At 42.1% G+C, this 24,453-nt stretch carries 24 protein-coding genes; 17 read left to right on the forward strand and 7 right to left on the reverse strand.

The window, feature by feature from the left end:
• Positions 1 to 13 precede the first annotated feature (13 nt).
• Positions 14 to 895, reverse strand: coding sequence for a DUF2225 domain-containing protein (locus tag EHR06_RS00355; RefSeq protein WP_135755201.1), 882 nt, complete (start codon positions 893 to 895; stop codon positions 14 to 16).
• Positions 896 to 1,029: 134 nt separating this feature from the next.
• On the opposite strand from EHR06_RS00355, the gene EHR06_RS00360 reads away from it, so the two are divergent.
• The 8 genes from EHR06_RS00360 (at position 1,030) to lsa25 (EHR06_RS00395) (ending at position 10,231) form a co-directional block, all read left to right on the forward strand.
• Entirely contained in the window at positions 1,030 to 2,142 is a 1,113-nt protein-coding gene (locus tag EHR06_RS00360; RefSeq protein WP_135755202.1) for an LIC11274 family protein, read from the forward strand.
• A gap of 193 nt (positions 2,143 to 2,335) precedes the next feature.
• A complete protein-coding gene (locus EHR06_RS00365; protein ID WP_135755203.1) occupies positions 2,336 to 3,133 on the forward strand; it encodes a lysophospholipid acyltransferase family protein in 798 nt (265 codons plus the stop codon).
• Positions 3,130 to 4,605 (forward strand): acetyl-CoA carboxylase biotin carboxylase subunit, encoded by a 1,476-nt coding sequence (locus EHR06_RS00370; RefSeq protein WP_135755204.1) that lies wholly within the window; start codon positions 3,130 to 3,132, stop codon positions 4,603 to 4,605. The genes EHR06_RS00365 and EHR06_RS00370 overlap by 4 nt, the downstream gene beginning before the upstream one ends.
• Positions 4,602 to 5,081 carry an acyl-CoA carboxylase biotin carboxyl carrier protein subunit gene (locus tag EHR06_RS00375; protein ID WP_135755205.1) on the forward strand — a complete coding sequence of 160 codons (480 nt, stop codon included), beginning with the start codon at positions 4,602 to 4,604 and terminating at the stop codon, positions 5,079 to 5,081. Before EHR06_RS00370 ends, EHR06_RS00375 begins: the two co-directional genes overlap by 4 nt.
• Before the next feature lie 228 nt (positions 5,082 to 5,309).
• Positions 5,310 to 6,833, forward strand: a complete 1,524-nt coding sequence (gene omp85 / locus EHR06_RS00380) for an Omp85 family outer membrane protein (protein WP_135755206.1) — start codon at positions 5,310 to 5,312, stop codon at positions 6,831 to 6,833.
• 10 nt (positions 6,834 to 6,843) lie between these two features.
• Positions 6,844 to 7,530: a surface adhesin Lsa25 gene (lsa25, locus tag EHR06_RS00385; RefSeq protein ID WP_135755207.1), complete on the forward strand. Its 687-nt coding sequence runs from the start codon at positions 6,844 to 6,846 to the stop codon at positions 7,528 to 7,530.
• Positions 7,531 to 8,019: 489 nt separating this feature from the next.
• Positions 8,020 to 9,534: an Omp85 family outer membrane protein gene (omp85, locus tag EHR06_RS00390; RefSeq protein ID WP_135755208.1), complete on the forward strand. Its 1,515-nt coding sequence runs from the start codon at positions 8,020 to 8,022 to the stop codon at positions 9,532 to 9,534.
• A 10-nt stretch (positions 9,535 to 9,544) separates the two neighbouring features.
• Complete coding sequence (gene lsa25 / locus EHR06_RS00395; protein ID WP_135755207.1) at positions 9,545 to 10,231, forward strand: surface adhesin Lsa25; 687 nt, start codon at positions 9,545 to 9,547, stop codon at positions 10,229 to 10,231.
• A 163-nt stretch (positions 10,232 to 10,394) separates the two neighbouring features.
• Here lsa25 (EHR06_RS00395) and nadB read toward each other — a convergent pair whose 3' ends face one another.
• The gene (gene nadB / locus EHR06_RS00400; RefSeq protein ID WP_135755209.1) at positions 10,395 to 12,011 is read right to left on the reverse strand and encodes an L-aspartate oxidase; all 1,617 of its coding nucleotides are present in this window, start codon (positions 12,009 to 12,011) and stop codon (positions 10,395 to 10,397) included.
• Positions 12,012 to 12,048: 37 nt separating this feature from the next.
• Positions 12,049 to 13,869 (reverse strand): S41 family peptidase, encoded by a 1,821-nt coding sequence (locus EHR06_RS00405; protein ID WP_135755210.1) that lies wholly within the window; start codon positions 13,867 to 13,869, stop codon positions 12,049 to 12,051.
• Between the two features lie 97 nt (positions 13,870 to 13,966).
• Between EHR06_RS00405 and EHR06_RS00410 the strand changes: the two genes are divergently transcribed.
• The gene (locus EHR06_RS00410; protein ID WP_244288449.1) at positions 13,967 to 14,881 is read left to right on the forward strand and encodes a hypothetical protein; all 915 of its coding nucleotides are present in this window, start codon (positions 13,967 to 13,969) and stop codon (positions 14,879 to 14,881) included.
• Positions 14,882 to 15,081: 200 nt separating this feature from the next.
• On the opposite strand, the gene EHR06_RS00415 is transcribed toward EHR06_RS00410, so the two are convergent.
• Positions 15,082 to 15,837 carry a pyridoxine 5'-phosphate synthase gene (locus tag EHR06_RS00415; RefSeq protein ID WP_135755211.1) on the reverse strand — a complete coding sequence of 252 codons (756 nt, stop codon included), beginning with the start codon at positions 15,835 to 15,837 and terminating at the stop codon, positions 15,082 to 15,084.
• A 113-nt stretch (positions 15,838 to 15,950) separates the two neighbouring features.
• On the opposite strand from EHR06_RS00415, the gene EHR06_RS00420 reads away from it, so the two are divergent.
• The 8 genes from EHR06_RS00420 to EHR06_RS00455 all read left to right on the forward strand — a co-directional run bounded on the left by EHR06_RS00420 (position 15,951) and on the right by EHR06_RS00455 (position 22,908).
• Entirely contained in the window at positions 15,951 to 16,385 is a 435-nt protein-coding gene (locus EHR06_RS00420) for a TIGR02300 family protein (protein WP_135755212.1), read from the forward strand.
• A 17-nt stretch (positions 16,386 to 16,402) separates the two neighbouring features.
• Positions 16,403 to 17,287 (forward strand): tRNA (adenosine(37)-N6)-dimethylallyltransferase MiaA, encoded by an 885-nt coding sequence (miaA, locus tag EHR06_RS00425; RefSeq protein WP_167492256.1) that lies wholly within the window; start codon positions 16,403 to 16,405, stop codon positions 17,285 to 17,287.
• A gap of 6 nt (positions 17,288 to 17,293) precedes the next feature.
• Positions 17,294 to 17,545, forward strand: coding sequence for an RNA chaperone Hfq (hfq, locus tag EHR06_RS00430; protein WP_008592014.1), 252 nt, complete (start codon positions 17,294 to 17,296; stop codon positions 17,543 to 17,545).
• Complete coding sequence (locus EHR06_RS00435) at positions 17,546 to 18,421, forward strand: hypothetical protein (protein ID WP_135755214.1); 876 nt, start codon at positions 17,546 to 17,548, stop codon at positions 18,419 to 18,421.
• A complete protein-coding gene (locus EHR06_RS00440) occupies positions 18,422 to 19,483 on the forward strand; it encodes a mannose-1-phosphate guanylyltransferase (RefSeq protein WP_135755215.1) in 1,062 nt (353 codons plus the stop codon).
• A 281-nt stretch (positions 19,484 to 19,764) separates the two neighbouring features.
• Positions 19,765 to 20,496 carry a hypothetical protein gene (locus EHR06_RS00445; RefSeq protein ID WP_135627349.1) on the forward strand — a complete coding sequence of 244 codons (732 nt, stop codon included), beginning with the start codon at positions 19,765 to 19,767 and terminating at the stop codon, positions 20,494 to 20,496.
• A gap of 10 nt (positions 20,497 to 20,506) precedes the next feature.
• Positions 20,507 to 20,971: a chemotaxis protein CheW gene (locus EHR06_RS00450; protein ID WP_008591961.1), complete on the forward strand. Its 465-nt coding sequence runs from the start codon at positions 20,507 to 20,509 to the stop codon at positions 20,969 to 20,971.
• Positions 20,968 to 22,908, forward strand: coding sequence for a tetratricopeptide repeat protein (locus EHR06_RS00455; protein WP_135755216.1), 1,941 nt, complete (start codon positions 20,968 to 20,970; stop codon positions 22,906 to 22,908). The genes EHR06_RS00450 and EHR06_RS00455 overlap by 4 nt, the downstream gene beginning before the upstream one ends.
• A gap of 31 nt (positions 22,909 to 22,939) precedes the next feature.
• Here the strand turns inward: EHR06_RS00455 and EHR06_RS00460 are convergent, their stop codons facing one another.
• The 3 genes from EHR06_RS00460 to EHR06_RS00465 form a co-directional block, all read right to left on the reverse strand.
• Complete coding sequence (locus EHR06_RS00460) at positions 22,940 to 23,452, reverse strand: LIC_12238 family plasminogen-binding lipoprotein (protein ID WP_135755217.1); 513 nt, start codon at positions 23,450 to 23,452, stop codon at positions 22,940 to 22,942.
• A complete protein-coding gene (locus EHR06_RS19075; protein ID WP_167492255.1) occupies positions 23,449 to 23,625 on the reverse strand; it encodes a hypothetical protein in 177 nt (58 codons plus the stop codon). The genes EHR06_RS00460 and EHR06_RS19075 overlap by 4 nt, the downstream gene beginning before the upstream one ends.
• 246 nt (positions 23,626 to 23,871) lie before the next feature.
• Positions 23,872 to 24,312: a CBS domain-containing protein gene (locus tag EHR06_RS00465; RefSeq protein WP_135627346.1), complete on the reverse strand. Its 441-nt coding sequence runs from the start codon at positions 24,310 to 24,312 to the stop codon at positions 23,872 to 23,874.
• Positions 24,313 to 24,453: the final 141 nt, after the last annotated feature.

Below are 24,453 nucleotides of genomic sequence, written 5' to 3' on the forward strand. Positions count from 1 at the left end.
AGAAACAATTCTCTTATTTTTCTCCGCCCATTTCTTCTATGATCTTATTGTATTCGTCATAGAGTTCTTTTGCCATATCGATGATGACGGAAGGTTTGGACTTAGATGCCTTACCTGAACCGTACAATCTAGAAAGAGTTCTTTTGGCGCGGATGAGAAGGTTCAGTTTAGAAGCCGCATCGGATGCTAGTTCTTCCTTGAACTTCATTGTGAGATAAGCGGAAAGATAGATGACTCCGTCGAATCCCCAGTTTTTGTCCGTATCGGGCCCGAGTAGATAAGAAGCTGCATCCACAGGTTCTGAACCTGATTGCATGATCTCCATTGTGTCCGTGTACCAGCCCGCGGATTTTTGGTATAAAAGGTCCCGGATCTTGTCGTAACCCATACCTGGAAACTCAGTATTCACATCATCGAAGTACCAAGCGCCTCTAACAGCGCAGACCGCTTTTTTAGGTGTAGGAGCTACTGTCACTTTTCTGGACTGGTAACATTCTATCGCTAATAGATAAGACGCAGCACCCAAGATCAGGTTCCTTTCCTGGTAAAAATCGGTAGGTCCCATGATGGACTCTATGTTTTTGCGTCTAACTTCTGCGGATTCCCTTAATTTTGCGAGTTCGTCCGCATCTAGTCCGGACCAATCTTTAGGGAACGCGGTATAAAGACAACGAGGGCAGACGTTTAGAACGTAATCGTTCGGGCTCACACGGCCGAATTTTTTGTTTTTTTCGTATAAGCGACGTAATTCCTGGGTGAGTTTACCGGCGATCAGCCTTCCACCCCCTTGGAACATACTTTCCCTTTGGTGGACCTCGCTACAGATAGGGCAGACCGTATCTTCTTTGTTGCGAAACGAGATTTTTTTGCCTTGGGCTAATGCTGTTGCTGTCATACGAAGAATTTCCGGAAAAATCGAGCCGGAAGCGTCAATTCTCACCGTATTCTAACCGATAGACTAAGAAGAAAAGCACGATTTTCGGGTTGAACCCGGTCTTCTCAGGAAGATACTAAGGAAAAGGTCCGCCAATGAAAAAACTTCTCGTTTTCATGATTGCGATGTTAGTCGCCCCAGTTCTATTACACGGCGAAGCCGTTTCTATGAAATCGTATAAGAAGAGAATAGAACTCTTAACTTATTTAAGAGCGATAGAACCTGTTGTTAAAAATTATCCTGGAGAGGTAAAATCCTCCGGGCAGGGTCAGGCCCAAGCAGATGGGGAAAGACTCGCGAAGTATAAAGAACTCAAAAGATTGTACCAAGAAGGTCTTCTGTATTTCTTCGAAGGGAATTTCGTAAATTCTTATCGTAGATTTTTAGAATCCCAGCTTGGAATGGAACTTCTTCTGGAAGAACTTTCTCAGGCATATGTGGAAAGAACGGAAGAGATCCTGAAAACAGCGATCGAAAAGAAAAATCCGAATAATCCTATGGATAGAGCGCTTGTGGATATTTCCGTGGAATACGGAAAAACAAGTTATATCCGTGCGGATATCAAGGAGAATAGAGAAGCTCCTTATACCCGCAGAATGTACAACCCTAGAGAATTCCATTACGTGGTAAATAAATACACCATCGAAAAAAATATGGAGTTAGGTTATCAATTCTTGGGAGAAGCCAAGGAAGCACGTAATAACGCACTTAAGATAGAAAAACATCTGGAGAAACACCAAAAACTCCAGCCTGAGCATAGAAAACATCGTATCGAAATGTATTTGGGAGCGATCAATCTTTGCAGGGACGCAAGATCCAATGCGATGAATATTTTCAAACTCAAGTATCCTTATGATAATTATTATCTGCAAAGATCGGACGCTAAAACTGAAGAGACTCGTAACGAGATCGGAGAGATCACTCCGGGTGAAGTTGTTTCGGTAGAAGGAGTTACATATGACTTCTCCACTAACCCTCTTGTCCGTGCGGATAATAGAATGAGCCCCGTATTCGATAAAAGAATTCCGGACGATTATCGTAGAGACGCTGTGGATATTTTAGGCAGAGTTTATGACGATGAGATCGACAATAAACTATATCTTCGCTGGGATGCTGATACTCGTAAAAAACTTCTGGGAGATAAGATCCCTCCAGGAGCTCAGAAGAGAAAACAAGCTGCAGCTGCTTCCCAGCCTGCTAATAAATAAGAACCTTCCATTCATCTGAAAATAAAAAGGCCGGTCTCATAGAGATCGGCTTTTTTATTGGATCAGGTCCTTTATATACCAAGCGAACATCGTAAGTTATGATCGGATTGGAATATTTCATTCGTGTTTCTCTCTTTGACTAATGTTAAGAATTTGCTTTCCTTGTTCACTGCGATACTAAAGCATAGTTCGCATGAATCCACTCAAGTTTATGGAAAGCCGTTTGGGCAGGTTTTCCCCGAAGTATCGCAAACTGGTATTACGCACCTATGTCGTAACCTTAAGGCTGGTACTTACGGTAGCGTTTCCTACTATGATCGCCGGGATTTTTTATGCGGTCATCGGTAAGAGAGAAAAACAATATGCTTCTTTTCTAAAGGGTGCAAAAACTTGGGGACCAGTTGTGATCCGTATGACCAAAACGGATCTTATGATCAAGAATGAGATGCAGATCCCGGAAAAGGGTCATATGATCTTTTTAAATCATGTAAACGAAATAGATTTTCCTTATGATTGCCTGGTGGTCAACAAACCGTATCTGGCAAACCAAGTGATCAAAAAAACTTTAGTGGCCTATTGGTGGATGAAGGCGATGGGTTCTCAGGTTTTTGAGACCTCCAAAGCGGCTACGATCGCAGTATCCGTTCGTAATTTAATAAAAGGGCTTTCCACTACTTCTTATATAGTTTATCCGGAAGGTCATAATTCTTATTCTGAAATTATCCAACCGATGCAAAAAGGGATGATCAAACTTGCGTATGAGAATAAAATTCCTGTGGTGTTGGTACTAAAATCTGGAATTACCACTTACCAGACGGAACCTATGTTTGCTAAGGTTGGATACAAGTTTATAGGAAGATATGAACCCTGGACTTACGAGACCTGGGAGAATTTTAGGGATTTCTTATACGAAACCATGAGCAAGGAAAAGATCGCATTAGACTCCGAGATCGGAACAGTGCGCGAACCTGTCTCTTCTAAATCCAAGTGATCAAAAGACTACTTATCGCAAACAGAGGAGAGATTTCTCTCCGTATCCAAAAGACCTGCAAAAGGTTAGGTATAGAGACAGTAGCCGTATATTCGGATGCGGATAAGGATGCACCTTTCGTAAAAGCGGCGGACTTTTCCTTTTATTTGGGAGAGTCGGAACCTTCTAGATCCTATTTAGTAATTCCTAATATACTAAAAGCAATTTCCGAAACGGGAGCGGATGCGGTCCATCCCGGTTACGGGTTCTTGTCCGAGAAGGCAGAATTTGCAAGAGAACTTTCCAAGGCAAAAATCTCTTTCTTAGGACCTAAGCCTGAAACTGTGGACCTGATGGGTGACAAGATCCGATCTCGTGCGGCAATGGAGAAGGCAGGAGTCCCTGTCGTCCCGGGATACGAAGGAGACTCCCAGGAACATTCCGTTTTATTAAAAGAGGCGGAAAGGATCGGATTTCCGGTCATGATCAAGGCGAGTGCGGGCGGCGGCGGAAAAGGAATGAAACGTGTCTTTTCCAAAGAGGAATTTTTGCCTGCATTAGAATCCGCACAAAGAGAGGCAGGAAACGCTTTCGGGGACTCAAGAGTATTTTTAGAAAAATATATTATAAATCCTAGACATATAGAAGTCCAGGTATTCGGAGATTCTTCCGGAAAAGTGATCCATCTATTCGAAAGAGAATGTTCCATCCAGAGAAGGCACCAGAAAGTAGTGGAGGAATCTCCCGCACCTAATCTGCCTTCTGAACTGAAACAAAAGATCTGCGAAGTAGCTGTTAAGGCCGCTTCTTCCATCGGTTATATCGGTGCTGGAACGGTTGAATTTATTCTGGGGGAAGATTCCTCATTCTACTTCTTGGAAATGAATACAAGACTTCAGGTGGAACATCCTGTTACTGAATCAGTAACAGGTTTCGATCTAGTAGAATGGCAGATCAGAATTGCAGAAGGTGTGAGTATCGAAAAACTCACCGGCGGAAAATCTCCCTCCCAGAGTGGACATGCGATCGAGGTCCGATTATATGCGGAAGATCCTGAGAATGAGTTCCTGCCTTCTATCGGTAAGATAGAACTCGCCAGATTCCCGGAAGTCCAAAATTTGAGAGTGGATTCTGGAGTGGTCACAGGTTCAGAAGTTTCTCTCTATTACGATCCGATGCTTGCTAAAGTGATCGGGACCGGAAAAACAAGAGAAGAAGCTCGCAAAAATCTGATCTCCGGCCTGGAAGAAACGATCGTATTCGGGCCGATCACAAATCTGAATTATCTAAAAGCGATCTTGGAACATTCCGAATTCGTAAAAGGAAACACCAATACTCATTTTTTAGAAAAACATAAAATAGTTTGGGAAGAATCCGGAGAAGAAAAAGAAGCACTCATGAGAACTGCATCTTTTCTTGCGAACCGAACAGTGAAAACTTCCTCCGTATGGGAAGCCGTCGGGCCGAACGGAGTTTGGGGAGAAATATCTTGAACCGTTTGTTCCGACTCCAATGGAAAGAAAAAGAATACGTATTGGATCTGGGAGATTCTTCCTCCAGACTATTCGGTCCTGAAAAAAAATGGGAATCACTTCTCACTCATTATTCTTGGACGGAAGGTGAGGACGGTTCTTATTCTTTGCCTGATGGAAGCGTAGCATTACTTAGAAGCGGGAAACTTTTCATCCATACAAAAGGAAAAACATTCCAGTTCGCGATCAAAGGAAGAGAAACTTCAGATGCACAAGCCGCTTCTTTAGAGATCAAAAGTCCTATGCCAGGAAAGATCATCAAGGTAGAAGTAAAGCCGGGAGACTCCGTTAAAAAAGGACAGACTCTTGCAGTCGTAGAAGCTATGAAGATGGAACATGCCTTGAAGGCTGGAGCAGATGCTAAAGTATTAGAAGTACTCGCTCATCCAGGTGATATTGTTTCCCAAGACCAGTTGCTGATCCGATTAGGCGAGTAAATTTATTTCCTTCTTCACATTCTTCGATCTTGTTTCATGCTACTGAAACATTTCAGTATTGTTAAAAATTAAATTCTTATTTCGAACAAACGGTATGATAATTTTAGAATCAGGTTTAAGTCGAAGCCCATGACCCAATATCAAAAGAAAAGGTTCCAGGAATAAATTTGACATCGAGTCAGATACTATTATACATTGCGAATTCCATAAAAATTTTCAGGTTACTGCATGAAGCATTTCCTTATTCGCATAGGCATAATTGCTATATTGGCCTTTGTTTCGACTCAAAGTATCTCCGCCGATCCGGGGCTTTTGGATGGTTGTGAAAAACCTCCTGAAAGAACGGATCTACCATTCTTTATTAGTCCTAAAAGACAGCTTTGTAAAAAGGATCTAGAAAAGAAGAAGGAAGGTTGGTTCCCGACTGGACTTCCTCTTCTAAACTCGGATCCGAATACTGGGATCGGTTACGGAATTCGTGTATTCGCATATAATAATGGAAAAAAAGAAGATCCATTTTTCGAATATACTCCTTATAAATTCAGAATTTACGCTCAGTACTTCAATACCACAAAACAACGCCAATACCAAGATATCGCTTTCGATGCTCCGTATGTGTTTGGAACACAATGGCGTTTGAGAGGGGAAGGTGTTTATGATGCCAACCCGAATACTTTATTCTTTGGTATTGGAGAATCTTCTCTCCAAACCTTAAGTTATACGGATAGGAACCAGGACGGAGGTTCTGTGTTCACTAACGCAACTTTTGCGGACCAACAAAGAAACCTGGCTTACACTAGACCTGGTGGTCCTGGAGATCCTGTAGATATTAACGGTGCCGTTTACAACGGATTCCCCGCACAAAACGGATTTAGAGTAACGGACTCTCAATACAACCGATATAATTTGATCTCTCCAACTGCTATGTTGAGTGGAGAAAGATCTTATGTCGGAGGAACTGTTCGACTCGTTGCTGGACTTCGTATGTCCCAGAATATCGTAAGAGCATTTGACGGAACTCTTGCGAATGCTTCTGATCCTTACTTAGATGGATTCGGGATCAATTCAGGTGGAAAGGCGATTAACGGTACTACTAAAATTACCGAAGATTATAATTCAGGAAAGATCTTAGGTTATCACGGCGGTATGGTAAACACACTTCGATTAGGAGTCGTTTATGATACGAGAGACTTGGAGCCGGATCCGAACCAGGGTGTTTTTTTAGAAGCAACCTACGAAAGATCCGCAAAAACTTTCGGATCTAATTTCGATTATTCCAAATATTTCACTCAGGCAAAATTTTTCTGGAGCCCGTTCCCAAGAGTTTTCGACAAATTGGTTCTCGCAGGACGAGGCGGTTTCTCCGTCACTGAGGGGGATGCACCATTCTTCGAATACCGTAACATGTGGGGAACCGAAGGTGTGATCTCCGGACTAGGTGGACGTACTACATTAAGAGGTTATAAACAAGACCGATTCGTGGGACGTGCAATGGGTTGGGGTAATATCGAACTTCGCTGGAAATTCGGATCTCTTTCCGTTGCAGGACAACACTTCGCATTCAACTTAGTTCCTTTCATGGACTTCGGACGAGTTTGGGACGACGAACATAAGGTGGGAACCAAGGATTATAAATATTCCCGAGGTATCGGTCTTAGGATCGCTTGGAATCAAACAACTATCATCATGTTCGACTATGCTGTTTCCAGAGAAGATAAACAGCTATTCGTAAACTTCAACCACGCGTTCTAAGGAAAAAGAAATGAGAAGAATATTAATAATAGTAAGATCCTTATTCACCTTATTCGCGTTTTGTATGTTCGCGATGGGTTGTGAAGAGAAGCTGGATCATAGTCCTTATGGTTTCAGAGAAGAAGATGACAGCGATCTAATTGCAGGAGCGCTTTTTTTCCAAAGTTTTACGACTAATCCAGATGGAACAACATCTGATTCTACAAGCGGTTTGATGTGGAAGACTTGTAGCCAAGGACAAGTGTTTAGCGGCGATGCTACAAATTTCAGTTGTAGGGGAGCGAGTGGAACACTGGCGAATCCGAGTTCCTTCGGAGCCTCAGAATTACAATATTGTAGTGTGGATCTGAATTCTTGTAATACATTAGGAATACCTCAAACATTAACGAATGTGTCCCCGATAGGTATCCCGGGAAATTCGGAAGCATATAATTCTTGTGCGAACGATAATACGGGTGGTTATAATGACTGGAGAGTTGCTAGTTTCTTAGAGTTAAAATATTTAAGTTCTAATAGCCGCAACTTCATGCTGTTAAAGTTCCCTGATACAATAGAGGCGTTCTATTGGAGTTCTACGGCGAATGAACAAGATGTGGCGGGTAAGACAGCTAGAGCGGTATCTTTTACCAGAGATAGATTTGGAGAAGATGAGGCTTTTAGCAAAACCAGCAGATATTTTATTCGCTGCGTAAGATAAGACACAGGATTAAGAGACACAGGGATATTTGGCACGCAGAGACGCTGAGCCGCAGAGGGTTTGGGTTCGCACAGAGTCTCAGAGATGTTGTTTTGTAGGAATTCCTACATTCGACATTTCTGTTTTATGAACCTCCGTGCCTTTGTGTCTCGGTGCGAAAATTCTCCGCGTCTTCGCGCCTCTGCGTGGGATTTTATGGAACTTTCCTAAACTTTATGGTAATATTATAAATTATTAATGTTTCTGATTTGCCTTGTTTTACTTTTCTATGTGACCTAAACAAAGGTTCACTTATATATCCCTTATATCTGGGTCGAAATCGTGTTTTAGTAATGTACAATTCGCTAATTTTTTTATAACCCTTGTGATGAAAGGGAACTTTTGCGTGACGAACGGGGTCACCAAAACCCTAATTCGAAATTTTCAATTGACATAAGCTCTTATAACTTCAATAACTAACGAACTTAAAATCTTAGATCCGGAGTGTACATGAGGATTAAAGAAATTAAATCGTTGGTGCTAACGATTTGTTTTGTAGCAAGTTTCAATATAGACGCCCAAGATTTTATCCCTGAACCGGGTTGCGACAAGCCTCCAGCGCGCAAAAATATGCCGTTTCATATGGATTCTTCTAAACAGCTTTGTGCAAAAGACTTAGCCGTTAAACGGGAAGGTTGGTATCCTACCGGACTCCCTCTAATCAATTCAGATCCGCTTGAAGGTGTTGGTTTTGGTGTTCGTGCGTATGCTTATAATAACGGTTTAAAATCGGATCCGTTATTCGATTATACTCCGTATAGAGTGCGGTTTTTTGCTCAGTATTTTAATACTAGTAAGAATGCTCAATACCATCAGCTCAGTTTGGATATGCCGTTTATTGCGAATACACAATGGCGTCTTCGTGCAGATGCATTCCTAACAATTACACCTACCACACTCTACTTTGGAATAGGTGAAGGTTCCTTAAAAACTCTGAGTTATTTTGATAGAAACCAACCTGGCGGGGATTATAATAATAACGCAACTTTTGCTGACCAGAGCAGAAATTTTAGTTATTATAGACCGGGAGGTCCTCAAGATCCGGTTTCCTTCGGAGGTAATACCTATTACGGAGTTCCAAGCCAACCGGGTTTTGTTGTTACCAATAAGATGTACAACGGATATATCATAGAAACTCCTATGATCAATTTAAGTACGGAGAGATCTTTCTTCGGTGGAACGGTTCGTTTAGTTGCCGGGATAAAAGCTTCCGAAAATATTATCAGGACCTTTGACGGAAAAAAAGCACCGGGTTATGATCCGGTTCTAGGTATGGATTACGGAGCAAATGTGCCTAACGCTAAAACCCGTCTGACCGAAGATGCGGAAGCTGGAAAGATCTTAGGTTATCATGGTGGATACGTAAACGCGATCCGTCTCGCGTTAGTATATGATACTCGTGACTTCGAACCGGATCCGAATAGTGGTGTATTCTTAGAAGGAACCTTCGAGAAGAACAGCAAAACATTCGGTTCAGATTTCAATTTCCAGAAATACTTTGCTCAAGGAAAATTTTTCTGGAGTCCGTTTCCTAAAGTTTTCGAAAAACTCGTGATCGCTTCGCGTTTTGGTGCGGGACTATCCGAGGGAGATGTTCCATTCTTCGAATACCGTAACATGTGGGGAACGGAAGGTCTGATCGGAGGACTCGGAGGTATTCGTACGATCCGCGGTTATAAACAAGATCGTTTCGTAGGAAGAATGATGGGCTGGGGTAATATCGAAGTGAGATGGAAATTCGGATCCTTACGTGTAGGTGATGAATACTTCGCATTCAACTTAGTTCCTTTCATGGACTTCGGACGAGTTTGGGACGACGAACATAAGGCTGGAACCAAGGATTATAAATATTCGCATGGTCTCGGACTTAGGATCGCTTGGAATATGGCTACTATCATCATGATCGACTGGGCAAAATCCAGAGAAGATGAACAGCTATTCGTAAACTTCAGCCACGCGTTCTAAGGAAAAAGAAATGAGAAGAATATTAATAATAGTAAGATCCTTATTCACCTTATTCGCGTTTTGTATGTTCGCGATGGGTTGTGAAGAGAAACTGGATCATAGTCCTTATGGTTTTAGAGAAGAAGATGACAGCGATCTAATTGCAGGAGCACTTTTTTTCCAAAGTTTTACGACTAATCCAGATGGAACAACATCTGATTCTACAAGCGGTTTGATGTGGAAGACTTGCAGCCAAGGGCAAGTGTTTAGCGGCGATGCTACAAATTTCAGTTGTAGGGGAGCGAGTGGAACACTGGCGAATCCAAGTTCCTTCGGAGCCTCAGAATTACAATATTGTAGTGTGGATCTGAATTCTTGTAATACATTAGGAATACCTCAAACACTAACGAATGTGTCCCCGATAGGTATCCCGGGAAATTCGGAAGCATATAATTCTTGTGCGAACGATAATACGGGTGGTTATAATGACTGGAGAGTTGCTAGTTTCTTAGAGTTAAAATATTTAAGTTCTAATAGCCGCAACTTCATGCTGTTAAAGTTTCCTGATACAATAGAGGCGTTCTATTGGAGTTCTACGGCGAATGAACAAGATGTGGCGGGTAAGACAGCTAGAGCGGTATCTTTTACCAGAGATAGATTTGGAGAAGATGAGGCTTTTAGCAAAACCAGCAGATATTTTATTCGCTGCGTAAGATAAGACACAGGATTAAGAGACACAGGGATATTTGGCACGCAGAGACGCTGAGCCGCAGAGGGTTTGGGTTCGCACGGAGTCTCAGAGATGTTGTTTTGTAGGAATTCCTACATTCGACATTTCTGTTTTATGAACCTCCGTGCCTTTGTGTCTCTGTGCGAAAATATTATAACGGAGCCTGAAGATCTCCATGGACCAGGTCATTGATCAGAATTGTATCATGTCTGGATGGGGATCTGTTCTCCGGATAATCCGTAGAATAATGAAGACCTCTACTTTCGTGTCTGGCAAGTGCAGAGCGAATGATCAATTCGGCCACCAGAACCAAATTACGAAGTTCTAATAAAGGATTTGTGACTATTGTCCTATTATAATAGTCCCTGACCTCCGCATAGATCAGATCCATTCTTCTTTTTGCTCTTTCTAAACGTAGATTGGAGCGGACAATCCCCACATAATTGGACATCGTATTTTTGATCTCCGAAAGATCATGGGAGATCAATACCCATTCTTCCGTATTGACTAGTCCTTCTTTATCCCAGGCAGGGATCTGTCCATGTTCAGGTAAGAAGTCCGGTGGATTTTTGCGGATCTCTTCTGCGATACGATTGGAGAATACTAAACATTCCAATAAACTATTAGATGCAAGACGGTTACCGCCGTGGACCCCGGTGCAGGAAGCTTCTCCCGCTGCGAATAGATTTTCTATTCTAGTTTTTCCCCAAAGGTCAGTTGCAATTCCTCCGCACATGAAGTGGGCGGCAGGCACAACTGGGATCGGATCCGTAGTGATATCTATTCCTAATTCAAGACATTTTGCATAAATGGATGGGAAGGATCCTTTGATCTCTGCCGCAGGTTTATGTGAGATATCCAACCAAACATGTGGATCTCCCGACTTCTTCATTTCTGCGTCTATGGCTCTTGCGACTATATCTCTTGTGGCAAGATCAGCCATTGGATGGTATTTTTTCATGAACGGTTCACCGTCCATTCCAAGTAATACCGCGCCTTTTCCTCTAACTGCTTCTGAAATTAAAAACGAATCTCCTTTTTCGTGGTAGAGGGAAGTAGGGTGGAATTGGTAAAATTCCATATTCCGGATCTCGGCGCCTGCACGATATGCACAGGCAACACCGTCACCTGTTGCAATTTTAGGATTTGTAGTATGAGAATATACCTGTCCTGATCCACCGCTTGCTATAATCGTTTTTTTAGCAAGGATAGGGATCACTTCTCCGGTTTGGTTGGAAAGAACATAGGCCCCGAAACAGATCAGACCCTTCTTTTTGAGATGGTGGGGAGTGATCAGATCTACCACAGTATGGTATTCTAATATTCTAATATTTGGGTTTTGTTTTACGATCTGAAGGAGGGTTTTTTCGATCTCGTGACCGGTCCTGTCGTGAGCATGGACGATACGATTTGTTCCATGTCCGCCTTCTCTATGAAGATCGAATTCTCCCTCTGGATTTAAGTTGAATGGAACGCCGTATTCTAAGAGTTCTTTGACTAAAGGAGGACCTTCTTTCACCAAAACCCGGACAGCTTCCGGATCGCATAGTCCTGCGCCTGATTCTAATGTATCTTTTACATGGTCCTCGAATTTGTCTCCCTCGGCAAAAACGGAGGCGATGCCGCCTTGTGCATAATTGGTGTTAGACTCGTAATCGGACTTTTTGGTCACGATCACAGTCTCACCTACATTAGAAAGTTTTAATGCTTGGAAAAGACCGGTAATACCGCTCCCAATGACTAGAAAATCGGTTTTAATTCTTGGCATTTGTACAAATTCGGCGGTATTACACCGCCGAGATCAGTTACTTACGTTTTGTGCCGGTGTTTAGAAGAGCTTCTACGTAATCAATGGAACGGATCAACTGGAAGTCAGGTTTGATCGGATCGTTCTTATGTTCTTGTATGAACTTCTCCGCTTGACCGTTCGATTTTACCCAGCCTTCCAATTTTTTTACGTCGAAATGGCTTTTTTCCTCAGCAGAAGATGGTAACTCAGGAAGGTGATTCCACATATTCTCTTCGCGGTAATGGAATGGGAAACTGCCGTCTTCTTCGGAAGAAACATCCACATCAGGTTTGACTCCGACTACTTGGATGGTGTTCCCGGAAGGAGCATAGTATCGTGACTGTGTAAGTTTGATATAATAAGCTCCGTTTCCTCTTAACTCTTGCAGCTTTTGAACGGTTGCTTTTCCGAAAGATCTCTCTCCCAGAATTAAGCCGCGGCCATGATGTTTGAGTGCAGAAGCTACGATCTCAGAAGCGGAAGCAGACTTAGCATTGATCAAAACTGCAACAGGCAGATCAGTCAGATCTTTTTTACCGGCGTTTGAATCTTCAGGGCTTCTGTTCGGACTTTTTACGGAAACGATCAGTCCGTTCGTCACAAACATATCCGCAAGATCGATTGCCAGATCCAAATAACCTCCCGGGTTATTTCTAAGATCTAAAACCAATGCTTTTAGTTTGGTTCCTTTAGAAGTGGATTGTTTTTCTAATTCTTTAAAATGTTGAACGAATTCTTTATCAACGGAAGGATCTGATTTTACGAAACCGGTCAGTTTGATATATCCAATATAAGGATGATTATCTATCAACTTGCTTGTGATATTGCGGATCTCGATCGTATCTCGGATCACATCGATTGCCAAGGTTCCTGCCACTCCTTTTCTGCGGATGGTCAGAGTTACTTTGGATCCTTTTTTTCCTTTGATCCTTTCGACTACCTTGTCGAGTAACATTCCTTTTGTGGATTTTCCATCCACAGCAAGGATCACATCACCTGCGCGGACACCTGCGGTAACTGCAGGTCTTCCTTCCAACGGGTTTTCTACGATAACTTCTTTATTACCGCCGCCGCTTAAGATCGCGCCAATTCCTTCGAAACTTCCGTCTTCGATCTTTGCCATGGATTCTTCCCAGGCGGCTTTTAGGAAAACTTGGCTATGCGGATCTAAAGAAGAAAGATAACCGTTAGCCGCAGCTAGATATACATCCTTGATACTGAACGGTTCTTTTTCTTTAGGATCTTCTTCTCCAAACGGGTCTTTGAGTGGAGGAGTAGTGTAGTTTTGCAGATTTTTTTCGAGGTAAGCAAGAATTCTATCAAAGTCTTTCTTGGAGAAGTTGGTCTGCTCCCATTTAGCGGTAAGCACTTTTTTGCGGACCTTCTCCCTTTCCACCAACTTGAGGACCTCGTCATTTGAAAGTTTAGGTTTGTTAGACTCTTCTTTTAGTTTTCTGTCTCGGATCTTCTCTACTTCTTTATAGTCCGGATCGAATAGAACGAATTTGTCCTCAGTAGAAAGTTTGAAAGATTTGCCCGGGAAAATATCATCCGATTCTTCGTATTTTTCTCGGTCGGTAAAATAACTTTCCGGATAGAGATAGAGGCCATGAGGCAAAGATAAAAGTGCAAAAACCGCTGCATCCTTATAGGCGCGGTTTTTATCTATATTTTTATCTATATAGTTTCCCTCAACAGTCTTGACTACGCTGTCAAAATCTTTGAGAGTGAAATCTGCCGTGGTCTTGGAATTTCCGGAAGAAGGTTGGCAGAAGAAGATGCTCGTACATAAGATAACTGAGAGAAAGGATAAGGAGAAGGATCTCAAGCTTTTCAAATCGGGTCCTCTTTTTGCAAGGTTGATTTTCGATCATTTTCCACCCGGAACAAGCATTGTCAATCTATTCCCCCGAAATCTCTTATTCTATGGAGCTTTGGAAAAGTTCTGTATTCTTCCTTTTTTCTGCTTTGTGGGAACTTTTTACTGCACTTCTGTTTCCGTCCCGGGCGGGGGAAGGTTCGGGTCGGAACTCATACAAGAACAGGCAATCCTAGATTTTTACGGAACGGAAGAAGAAAGAAAATCTTCTTTAGATTTATTAAAATCTTCCTGCAGATCCTTGAGAAAAGACAGGGGACTCGCTTGTTATAATTTGTCTATTTTATACGATTCTCTGGGAGAAAATCAGTCTGCTTGGGAATATGCAGTCAGAGCAAAAAACTCGGACCCAAACGATCCACTTTACCAGGAACTTGCATTCACTTCTTCTTTAAAATTGGGCTCTGAAAAGCCCACACTCGCAGACCAGGAGGAAGTTTTATATAAAACGGCAATTTCCGCATGCAAAAAAGGGAATATTGCAGAAGCTTCCGAATCCGTTTCTAAACTCATAGAGATCCAATCCATTTCCAAAGAATCCTTAACCAAGGGGGTATTTGCAGAATGTGGACTGGACAAGGAATTGGTCTCAAAAGCAAAACCGAATAATTTCAAACCTTCTTCCGAATATTATAAATTTCTGGAGAAGAACCATCCTTATAAAAAGGTCTGGGATCTGAGCGGTGAATTCGGCAGGGCCCCTAAGGATCAGGTTTCCGGAAATAAGGCCACCCAATCCTGGAAAGAACTCAAAAAAGCGGTCTCTACGAAGGATCAGGTTTCCGCCAAAAAACATCTTCTCAGTTTTAAATCCAGCTTGGAAGAATTAGCCAAAACAAATTCAGAAGCATCTCTACTTTCCGCAAATTTAAAAAAAGCAGCCTTTTTATTACTCTCAGAAGATTCGAATTATTCTTCTTTTAAGGAACTGGCAAAGGAACTCTCCGAGGGAGAGACGCAGAGAAAATAGAGTCGCTGAGAATTTCTCACGCAGAGGCGCGGAGCCGCAGAGGGTTTGGGTTCGCCAGAGGCCACGGAGAACACAGAGTTAAATTGGCACTGTAGGAACTCCAACATCCGGATTCTCTCTCCGTGATCTCAGTGTGCTCCGTGCGAAAAAAAACTCCGCGTCTTTGCGGCTCTGCGTGCCAATCCCTTTCAGCGTCTCTTCTACCTCTGCGTGCCAGTCGCTTTCAGATATTCCTTCACTGCGGCTCCTAAACCGATTTCGAGAGCATAAGACATGAGTCTGTGGCCTATGGAAACTTCTTCCAGGCCCGGAAGTTGGGAGAATAACGGAAGATTGAAATGGTCCAGGTCGTGGCCCGCATTAATCCCGATCTTTTGGGATTGTAGGAACTCCGCCGCTTTTTGGAAAGATCCGAAAATAGATTTACCTTCTTCCGGAGATTGATCGAAAGCGTGGGCGTAAGGACCGGTGTAAAATTCCACACGGTCTGTGCCCGTATCTTTTACTAGTTTAAGATTTTCTAAATCCGTTTCCATAAAGATAGAAACCCGAATTCCTGCATTTTGGATCTTCCGGATATACGTTTTTAGCTCGGAGGAGTCCTTCTTCAGATCGAAACCATGGTCCGAGGTGATCTCACCCGGAGTAACCGGGACTAACGTTGCCTGGTCCGGTTTTGCTTCCAGAACAAGATCTAGAAATCGGGGAGAAGGTTCTCCCTCCATATTATATTCTATCTTCTTCTTTTTATTCTGATTGTATAGCGTGAGGAACTCCCTCAGGTCGAATACGTCCTTCTTTTTTATATGTCTTTCGTCTTCTCTGGGATGGACTGTAATTCCATGAGCGCCTGCTTCCAGGATCAGCTTGGATAGATAGATCAGGTCCGGATGATTTCCGCCTCTGGAGTTTCTCAGAGTTGCAATTTTGTTTACATTTACGCTCAGATGGACCATAAACCTCTTATTCCGAATCCAATTCTTAGAAAATACAAATTAGCGGAAACTAGATTTCTGGCTGCTTTTTCTGCTTGAATCGGAATAAGTGTCTTCCAGCATGGTCAATTCCGATGGCAACAGCTAAGAAAACGGCTAAGAAAAAAGCTGCACCGAAGTCTAAACCTCCGGTGAAAAAAAGCGCCCCTAAGAAAAAAACTCCTCCGGCAAAAAAGAAGGAAGTTGCTAGCGCAAGCAAGCCTGCAGGGACTAAAAAGTCTTCTGCATCCAAATCTTCCCTCAATCCTCTGGGTAAAAAGTTCACCTGTCATACTTGTGGAACTAAGTTCTACGATCTAAACAAAGAAGTAAAAATCTGCCCTAAATGCGGAGCCGATCAGAGTAAACGTCCTCCTTCCAAATCCAGGTCTCGTGTGGCCAGAGTGGAAGAAGAAGAGTTTCCAGAAGAAAACTTAGACTACGATTCCGAAGTAGGTTTCGAAGAAGAAGAAGGTATTGTGGAAGAACCTCTTGAAGAGGAAGAAGACGAGGAAGAGGAGGAGGAATAATTCCCCCTTTCCATTCCATTCTAATTATCACCGCTCCCACCGGGGCCGGAAAAACGGCTCTGGTGAGAGAATTAGATCCTTCCCGTTTTGAAATTATTTCCTTCGATTCCAGACAGATCTATAAAGAGTTAAGTATCGGGACTGCAGCCCCTAGTACCGAAGACTGCGAAAAAATCCCCCACCATCTGGTTTCATTTCTTTCTCCTTCTCAGTCCATAGACGCAGCAAAATTTGTGACAATGGCAGAAGAAGCGCTGGATGATATACTTTCCAGAGGCAAAATCCCAGTTTTAACAGCTGGAACAGGGTTTTATTTAAATGCTTTTTTGTACGGAATGTTTCCCGTTCCGAAAATCAGCGAAGAAATAAAAGCTAAAGTAGAATCCTTGAGTATGGAAGAAAGGATCCAAGAACTCCAAATATTGGACCCGAAAGCTCTCCAAAAAATCTTTCCAAACGATAATTACAGATACGGAAGAGCCCTCGAAGTAAATTGGATGGGAACTCTTTGGTCCGAACTAAAAGTGGAAGAGGGGAGCGGTGCCCTAATTTCCAAAAATTTGAATATACTTGGGGCATTCTTCTTAGATCTGGATCGAAAAGAATTGTATGAAAGGATCGATTCCAGGGCCAGAAAAATGATAGAATCCGGAATGGCTGAAGAAGCAAAAAGGGTCTCGGATAAATACGGGGAAGATTGTCCCGGTCTTCAGTCCTTAGGTTATAATTTCGCGCTTGAAAATATTAAAGGAACGTCCAATCTTGAGACATTCTTTGGGAATTTAAGCCAGTCCCATAGGAATTACGCCAAACGTCAGATTACTTGGTTCCGAAAGCAAAAGATATTGGAACCGATCCATCCGAAAGAAGCGTATAAAAAGATAAAAAATATAAACGGATAAAAATCTATGTCTGCTAAAAATAATATACAGGACCAACTGCTCAATACGGCTAGAAAAGAAAAACTAGAATTGACCATCTATCTTCTAAACGGAGTTCCTCTAAAAGGGAAAGTGGTAAGTTTTGATAATTTTACTATAGTCCTTGAGCAGGAGAATAAGCAGAGTTTGGTGTACAAACACGCGATCTCCACGATCATTCCTTCTAAAGTAATCAAACTTTATACAGAAGAAGCAGCAAAAGAAGCTCCTTCCGCCTAAATGTTCCGAAAGATAGGCCGGGCACTTTTCATTCTATTTATATTAGCGGGGATCCTACTGGTATCCTATCCGCTTTTTTTTATAAAAGAAGGAGAGGCCCTGCTTGTCTGGGAACAAGATTCCAAGTTAGTTTCCTTTGTTCGCGGCCCGGGCTTTGCCTATGAACCTGCTGTAATTCAGTTCTGGGACAAGTCTGTTCGTAAAGAATCCTTACACTCGCTGGCTTTAGAGTTAGAGATCCATCACGATCTTTCTTCCGGATTATTTTCGGAAAAATCGGAAGAAGGTAAGATCAGAGCGAAATTGGATCTATCCTTTCATCTAGAAGGAGAAGGATCCAAAAAGTTTTTTCTCTCCGGAGGAAAGACGGACCAAGGAAGAGCAAAATATCTCTCTAATATATTCCAGTCCAAACTTAGGGCCGGGATAGAAGATGAGAAAAATATCAACTTAAACAAAGATTCTATCTCCGCCTTTTTAAGGAACGATATCGTTCGAATTCTTTCGAATGAGGTTCCTTGGCTTAAGATAGAATCGGTTCGTATCATCAGTCTGGATATTCCTGACCCGATACTCATCGCGAATATATTCCGTAATCCTAACTATATTTTGGCTAAAAAGTTAGAAAGAATAGAAGCCTTAAAAAAGGCGGAATCTTACTCTATACAAGAAGAAGCAAAACTTGCAGTATCCAAAAAGAAATGGGAACAATATAAGGATTTTCTAAAGAAGAATCCGGATATGAAAGAGTTCCTGCTTTATGATAATATCGGGGAGAATGTGGATGTACTACTTCTTCCTTCCGATACGGTTTTTGGAGATCCTAAATCTTTGAGTAAGAAAAAGTCCGCCCCCAAACCCAAAGAGGTGGAATAAATGACACAAGATAAACCCGTAGTACTCATTATGGCGGGGGGAAAGGGAGAAAGATTCTGGCCTAGATCCAGAGTTTCCACTCCTAAACAACTCCAGAAAGTATATTCTAAAAATACTCTTTTGAAAGAGACTTTGAATCGTGCTTATACGATCACAAGTCCTGATAGAGTATTCATCGGAACGAATGCTACTTTAAAAAAAGCGATCCTAGCTCAGGAAAGAACTTTCCCGGAGAATAATTTTATCATAGAACCTGAAGGAAAGAACACCGCGCCTATCATTGCCCTAGCTTCTTTGTATTTTCAGGAGAAGTTCGGGGATCCGATCCAGGTCGTATTATCTGCGGATGCTTGGGTGAATTCGGAAAAAGAATTCGCTAAGAGTATCCAAAAGGCTTTGAAAGAAGCGGACGAACATTTAGTTCTACTAGGTATCAAACCGAATCGTCCGGAAGTAGGTTACGGTTATATTGCTGCGGGAAAACCGACTAAACACGGATTCGAAGTAAAATCATTCTTCGAAAAACCGGATGTAAAAACTGCGATCAAGTATATTAAAAAAGCGAACTTCTATTGGAATCCAGGTATCTTTCTTTGGAAGACAAGTTTGATCCTCGACGAATTTGAAAAACATTCTCCTAAAATATTAAAACCTCTTAAGGATAGATTTCCATTCAAGAAGATGGGAGATTTGGGAGAAGCATTCAAACTTCTACCCTCCGAACCCGTTGATATAGCCATCATGGAAAAGAGCGCTCGTATCAGAATGGTAGAAGCAAGCTTCTCTTGGGATGATGTAGGCTCTTGGCTTTCTTTGGAAAGAGTATTGCCTGGTGATAACCAAGGCAATCGTCATATCGGTAAAGAAATTCTATTTTATAAATCCGGAAACAACGTCACTCAGACTAGAAAAGAATTCACCGCTCTACTCGGAGTGCAGGATATAGTAGTGGTAGAAGAGGAAGACGTTCTCTTCATCGCTTCTAAAGAAGGAATAGGTGATATCAAGAATATGGTAGCCGAGATCCGTAAAAATAAAGGTTTACAAAAGTACACCGAATAATTTCCTGGCAGGTTAGGAACAGAATCAGGAGAACCGAATGCCTTCCGGTAAAAAAAGAAAGCGAAGAAAGATCGCGACTCATAAGAGGAAGAAAAAAAGAAGACAGAATCGTCATAAGAAGAAAGGCAAATAAGATACCATTTTGATATCTAAAGACCGGGAAATCGAATCGAAGACCCGGTCTTTTTCGCCCGCCATCCTCATCGGGAACTCTCCCGACTCGAAATTAGCAACTATCAAAGCCTAAAGCAAAATTCGAAATTGGCCGATCATGTTGCTGTATGGCCTCCTTCCAGGACTATTCTCTTTTAAGACGTTGGTGGAAACCTGAGTTTCCTCCAGCCAAAGGATATACAAAATCCTACCAAGCTAAAACTCCGGATGGAGATATCCTCCAAGCCGACTTTCATTTTCATGATCGTAAGATCAGACTTACTTTGGAAGCCGCCGGAGAGAATGGCCGCATTTATGTTTCCACTATTAGAGATGGATCCATCCTAAAAGAGACAGACCTAACCACAGGCAGATCTTATCCTCTTTATTCCAGATTCGCACCTTTTAGGGACTTATTATCTTCTCTTCCAGATAAGGACGCTCTGCAGATTTTGGGCGGTGCATACGGGGTTTCTCCGGAACCGTTAGGGGGACCGGAGAGAAGGACTCTTAAGCCTTGGGAAATTTCTACCAAGTACGATCATATTTTCGGAATAGATCGTAATCCTAGATCCTGGAAAAGATTTTTCCAAAGAGAGAAAAAAGAGCCCTTATGGACCAGGATCAAGAGAAGGATCTGGGGAGATTTACAGGACTATTCCTTAGGTCTCGCATCCGCTCTAGGGATTTGGTACGCATACATGGATTTTTATTTGCTCGGATTTTCACTCGCCGTTTTCGGTTTGCTTTTTGGCGGATTGGACTGGATACTGAGGAAACGCGATCCACTTTTCTCGAAAGTTGTAATCTTTCTAGGTTCTGGATCGTATTTTTATTACTACGGATTCACCCGTTTCTAAAGGAGGGGGAATGTCCGCCGAAATCGAACACCAGTACATTCTATTTAGCTTGGGAGAAGAGGAATACGCTCTTCCAATCGTTCTCGTGGATGAGATCATAAAGATCCATAACCTGGTAAAGGTTCCCAGATCCAAAAACTACTTCGCAGGTATCATGGATATCCGCGGTAAAGTGGTAAAGATGGTGGACCTAGGCGTGAAGCTTAATATTCCCCATTCCCACGAGCAGGGTTACGACCGTGCGATCGTGGTAAAGATCGGCGGAGAATCAGTCGGCATCATAGTAGACAAGGTAGCTAACGTAGCTCTCTTTCCTCCCGAAACAATCAATCCTCCTCCTCCTTCTATCAAAGGAATTTCCTCCCGTTATATCACGGGTGTCGGTAAAAAGGACGATAGGTTCATCATCCTGATCGATATCGAAAAAATCCTAGGATCTGAAGAATTAGCGGAGTTGGGTGCCGGAGCGAAATGAAACAAACCCGCCTGATACTGGGCGCATTACTCCTGATCTTCTTCGGGTTAGGGGTAAACGTCCGAACCGAGGCGGATGAACAGGACCAAAGACTAGGTCCTGCAGGTATATATAAACTTCCTCATGAGGTAATTCCTCCTGCGAGTCTCCGAACATTAAAGGAGAACTTACTCAATTCTACAGACACTGCTACCGATCCGATCACTTCGATCCGCCAAGTTTTAGATCCTTACTATGCTCAATTCGTAGATCCGAAAAGAACGGAAGAAGAAAGAAGACTTGGTCGTATTTTCACGGAAAAAACGGATCGAAACACACTTCGTCTTTTGATCTTAAAGATGTTGGGTAAGATCACACAAGGACAACAGCTCCGTGATTCTCCTATACTTTTCGAATTACATTGGTTACTCAGCCAGGAATATTCCAAGAAAAAACAAAACTTCAAGGCATTGGAAGAAGCCTTAGCAGCACTCAGATACAGAGATTTTTCCCATACGGAAGAATCATTCTCTAAAGAAGAAAGACTGAGAGAATTATACGATACGAACGAAGTGGAAAGAGCCAGACAGCACGCAAAGGTCAAAAAAGAATTAGAAAAAGCGAATTTAGATCTGGAGAATGCAAAGGACAGAGTCCATCTTTTAGAAGCCTCTTCCGCAAGGGAGAAGGACCTGATCTTCGAATCTAATCCTCCAAACAATGCTCGCAAAGTTACTCCAAATGATATCAGTCTTGCAAAACAGAATATAAAAACTGCGGATGATTCATTAAAAAGAGCAGCCAGCGCTTATAAAGATTCATTCGAAAATAATTATTATCCATTTTTCAAAAGAAAGTCCAGAGAAGACGCGGACACAGTTTTTGCCTTAGCAAAATTCGTAAAAGATTCGGAGAATGAAAACAAGGAAAGACTTAAAGTAGTCAATAAAACCTCAGTGAGCGGGCAGGGGATCTTCGTTTTATTCGATTATAAAAGAAATACGGACTTCTTTGCGTATGCTGCATTACTTGAGTTGGCATTTCGTTTAGATCCGGAACATTCCCAAGTAGTTTTAGCTTTGGCAGAAGAACTAAAGGCCTCGGGTAAAAAAGCAAAGTCTCTAGACTTCTTCTTAAAATATCTGGCTCTTGCATTAAAAGAAAATAAAAATCCGGCAGAGATCGCTTATGTATATCGTGCGATCGCTTCCTTGCATACGGAGCTCAAACAATATGTTTTGGCCGCGGAGTTTTATGAAAAATATTATCTCTCCGAGCCGGATCCAAAGAAAAAAGGGATCTATGCGTTCGAGCTTGGGAATTTTTTCGAAAGTAAATTAGGCAATCTAGAATCAGGCAAAAAATACTACGAAGACTGGTTGCAGATCAGAGAACAGGAAAAAGCGACTGCTTCCGATCTATCTTTTCCTGACTCGCAGGAAAGAATACGGATGGAAGTCCTTGCTTATTTAGGGATCTCTAAACTATATAGGTACGAGAAAAAACCTCCTAAAGAAAAAGAAGAACTGATCAAATCCATCCAAGCATACGATCGACTCAGGGAAAATCTCAAATTAGAAGAAGAGAAATACTCCCAAGGTAAAAAGGAATTACTCCAGATCAAAAAAGGTCTCTTGGAAAGAACAAACGACCAGGACATGGCTCAATACAGACTCAAAAGTTTAGAGATGGAAGAGTCCAAGGAAAAAATGGATATTATTCGGACCAAGCTGGATTCTTCTCCTGGACCGAGAGCAATGCAGAGATTATCCGTATTATACGAGTTCGAAAAGGATTATGGACAATCCAAAAGAATGAACGAAGAGATCCTAAAAGTAGGGAATCAGACTGAGATCAATTTGGCTCTAAAAAATATAGAAAGGATCAATAAGATCTTGGAAGATGGAATGGCGAGAGATCCTTATCCAAGGGATCCGCTTTCCGGAGATACATATTAGGAACCGGCTGCAGGAGTTCCAACATGTGATTTTAATTCAGCGTCTTCTTCGCTTTTGTATATTTATCCACGTCGTCGCCGGATTCTTTTTCTTCTTCCCTATCTTCCGGCTCTATTACTCTGAATTCCACTTGGTCGATCACTTCTCCTTCATAGGAGACTTTGATCAAATATTTGCCTGCGATCAATTCTTGGAAACGACCTGTGATACTGGAACTGGAAATTTCAGGTCTTTTACGTTTTACTTCTATCTCGTTAAAGCCCACTTGGAATCTGCTCAGGCTCACGTAGATCTCCGCTTCCGGATTCGGAATTCTGGAAAATTTATAAAGATATACCAAAGTTTTGTTGGTGGGGAAGATCAGCTTCTCTCTTGTAAGAGTGAATTCTTGGACCGTGGTGAATTTTTTCTCTAGTAAACTTTGTTTGGTCTCATCCACCAATGCCCATCCGAATTCTCCGCTCATGCCCAAACAGGAAAAAAAGAAGAAGGAGTATAATAAAATGATAAAATAGGAAAACCGGATATTCACTGCTTGGATCATTCTCCCTTCTCTACTACTCTTCCCTTGTCGGAAATGTCTTTTTCTCTCTGGGAATATTCTCTATCAGGAAACACTACTCTGAAACCGGAACCTTCGTTTCTCCCGGGAAACATGAGTCTTTGTAAAAAACGATAGGTTAAATATGCGAATAATATAATTAAAAGTAGTTTCATCTATTTATTAGGGCTCGGTTTTGGATGCTGCCTTAGTCTATACTTGCCGGAAAAGTGATTCCGGCAACCCGATTTCCAAAAAACAGAGTTGCGGGTTTGGGTAATGGTATTACCTTTTAGGAATTAACGGGAATACCCGAATGTGAGCCACTTGCCCCCTGGATATAATCCAGGCGGGGCATTTTTCTATACATATCTAATAGGTTCGGTGATCGGGGAAACTCCCGTCAGAAGGAATAAACAGGATCAGATAAATCCGGATTCGCTATATATATAATTTTTTAAGTTTTTATTCTCTTCTTCCGTTTTTGCTATTTTGGCTTTTACTGCATCCCCTATGGAGATGATTCCCACCAATCTATTCCCATCCAGAATAGGCATGTGCCGGATCCTTTTTTTTAGCATAATGGAAAGAACATCATCCACCTGGTCGTTCGGTTGCATAGTAGTCAATGTGGTGGACATTAGGTCCGCCACCGTTTTATCGAATACTGCTTCCCGATCTGTGGAGGCGAAATGAAGTAAATCCCTTTCTGTAAATATACCGGCGAGTTTCCCTTCTTTGAGCACTATCACGGAACCTATATCATACTTGGTCATAAATCGGATCGCTTCCCAAACGGTGGTATTCGGTTCCACCGAGAGGATCTTTCGGTCCTTTTTCTCCAAGATATCTTTTACCAGCATGGCTACCTCTAGGCCCAAAGTGTAGTTTTGAGGGAGCTTCGATTCAAGGACTTTTTTTGGAAAAAAGAGGTCGGAACTATGACAAGCTTTTGGTTCTTTTAGTCGAATGAGCGGAAAATTGAGGACTAAAAATGGAAAAAA

It is taken from the genome of Leptospira dzoumogneensis (genome assembly GCF_004770895.1).
GTDB classification, from domain to species: Bacteria; Spirochaetota; Leptospiria; order Leptospirales; family Leptospiraceae; genus Leptospira_B; species Leptospira_B dzoumogneensis.

Excerpts from the sequence above, each read along its gene's own strand:
- EHR06_RS00355 (WP_135755201.1), bottom strand. The coding sequence starts at position 895 with ATGACAGCAACAGCATTAGCCCAAGGCAAAAAAATCTCGTTTCGCAAC.
- EHR06_RS00360 (WP_135755202.1), top strand. The coding sequence starts at position 1,030 with ATGAAAAAACTTCTCGTTTTCATGATTGCGATGTTAGTCGCCCCAGTT.
- EHR06_RS00365 (WP_135755203.1), top strand. The coding sequence starts at position 2,336 with ATGAATCCACTCAAGTTTATGGAAAGCCGTTTGGGCAGGTTTTCCCCG.
- omp85 (WP_135755206.1), top strand. The coding sequence starts at position 5,310 with ATGAAGCATTTCCTTATTCGCATAGGCATAATTGCTATATTGGCCTTT.
- lsa25 (WP_135755207.1), top strand. The coding sequence starts at position 6,844 with ATGAGAAGAATATTAATAATAGTAAGATCCTTATTCACCTTATTCGCG.
- omp85 (WP_135755208.1), top strand. The coding sequence starts at position 8,020 with ATGAGGATTAAAGAAATTAAATCGTTGGTGCTAACGATTTGTTTTGTA.
- lsa25 (WP_135755207.1), top strand. The coding sequence starts at position 9,545 with ATGAGAAGAATATTAATAATAGTAAGATCCTTATTCACCTTATTCGCG.
- nadB (WP_135755209.1), bottom strand. The coding sequence starts at position 12,011 with ATGCCAAGAATTAAAACCGATTTTCTAGTCATTGGGAGCGGTATTACC.
- EHR06_RS00415 (WP_135755211.1), bottom strand. The coding sequence starts at position 15,837 with ATGGTCCATCTGAGCGTAAATGTAAACAAAATTGCAACTCTGAGAAAC.
- EHR06_RS00420 (WP_135755212.1), top strand. The coding sequence starts at position 15,951 with ATGGCAACAGCTAAGAAAACGGCTAAGAAAAAAGCTGCACCGAAGTCT.
- hfq (WP_008592014.1), top strand. The coding sequence starts at position 17,294 with ATGTCTGCTAAAAATAATATACAGGACCAACTGCTCAATACGGCTAGA.
- EHR06_RS00435 (WP_135755214.1), top strand. The coding sequence starts at position 17,546 with ATGTTCCGAAAGATAGGCCGGGCACTTTTCATTCTATTTATATTAGCG.
- EHR06_RS00440 (WP_135755215.1), top strand. The coding sequence starts at position 18,422 with ATGACACAAGATAAACCCGTAGTACTCATTATGGCGGGGGGAAAGGGA.
- EHR06_RS00445 (WP_135627349.1), top strand. The coding sequence starts at position 19,765 with ATGGCCTCCTTCCAGGACTATTCTCTTTTAAGACGTTGGTGGAAACCT.
- EHR06_RS00450 (WP_008591961.1), top strand. The coding sequence starts at position 20,507 with ATGTCCGCCGAAATCGAACACCAGTACATTCTATTTAGCTTGGGAGAA.
- EHR06_RS00455 (WP_135755216.1), top strand. The coding sequence starts at position 20,968 with ATGAAACAAACCCGCCTGATACTGGGCGCATTACTCCTGATCTTCTTC.
- EHR06_RS00460 (WP_135755217.1), bottom strand. The coding sequence starts at position 23,452 with ATGATCCAAGCAGTGAATATCCGGTTTTCCTATTTTATCATTTTATTA.
- EHR06_RS19075 (WP_167492255.1), bottom strand. The coding sequence starts at position 23,625 with ATGAAACTACTTTTAATTATATTATTCGCATATTTAACCTATCGTTTT.
- EHR06_RS00465 (WP_135627346.1), bottom strand. The coding sequence starts at position 24,312 with ATGCTGGTAAAAGATATCTTGGAGAAAAAGGACCGAAAGATCCTCTCG.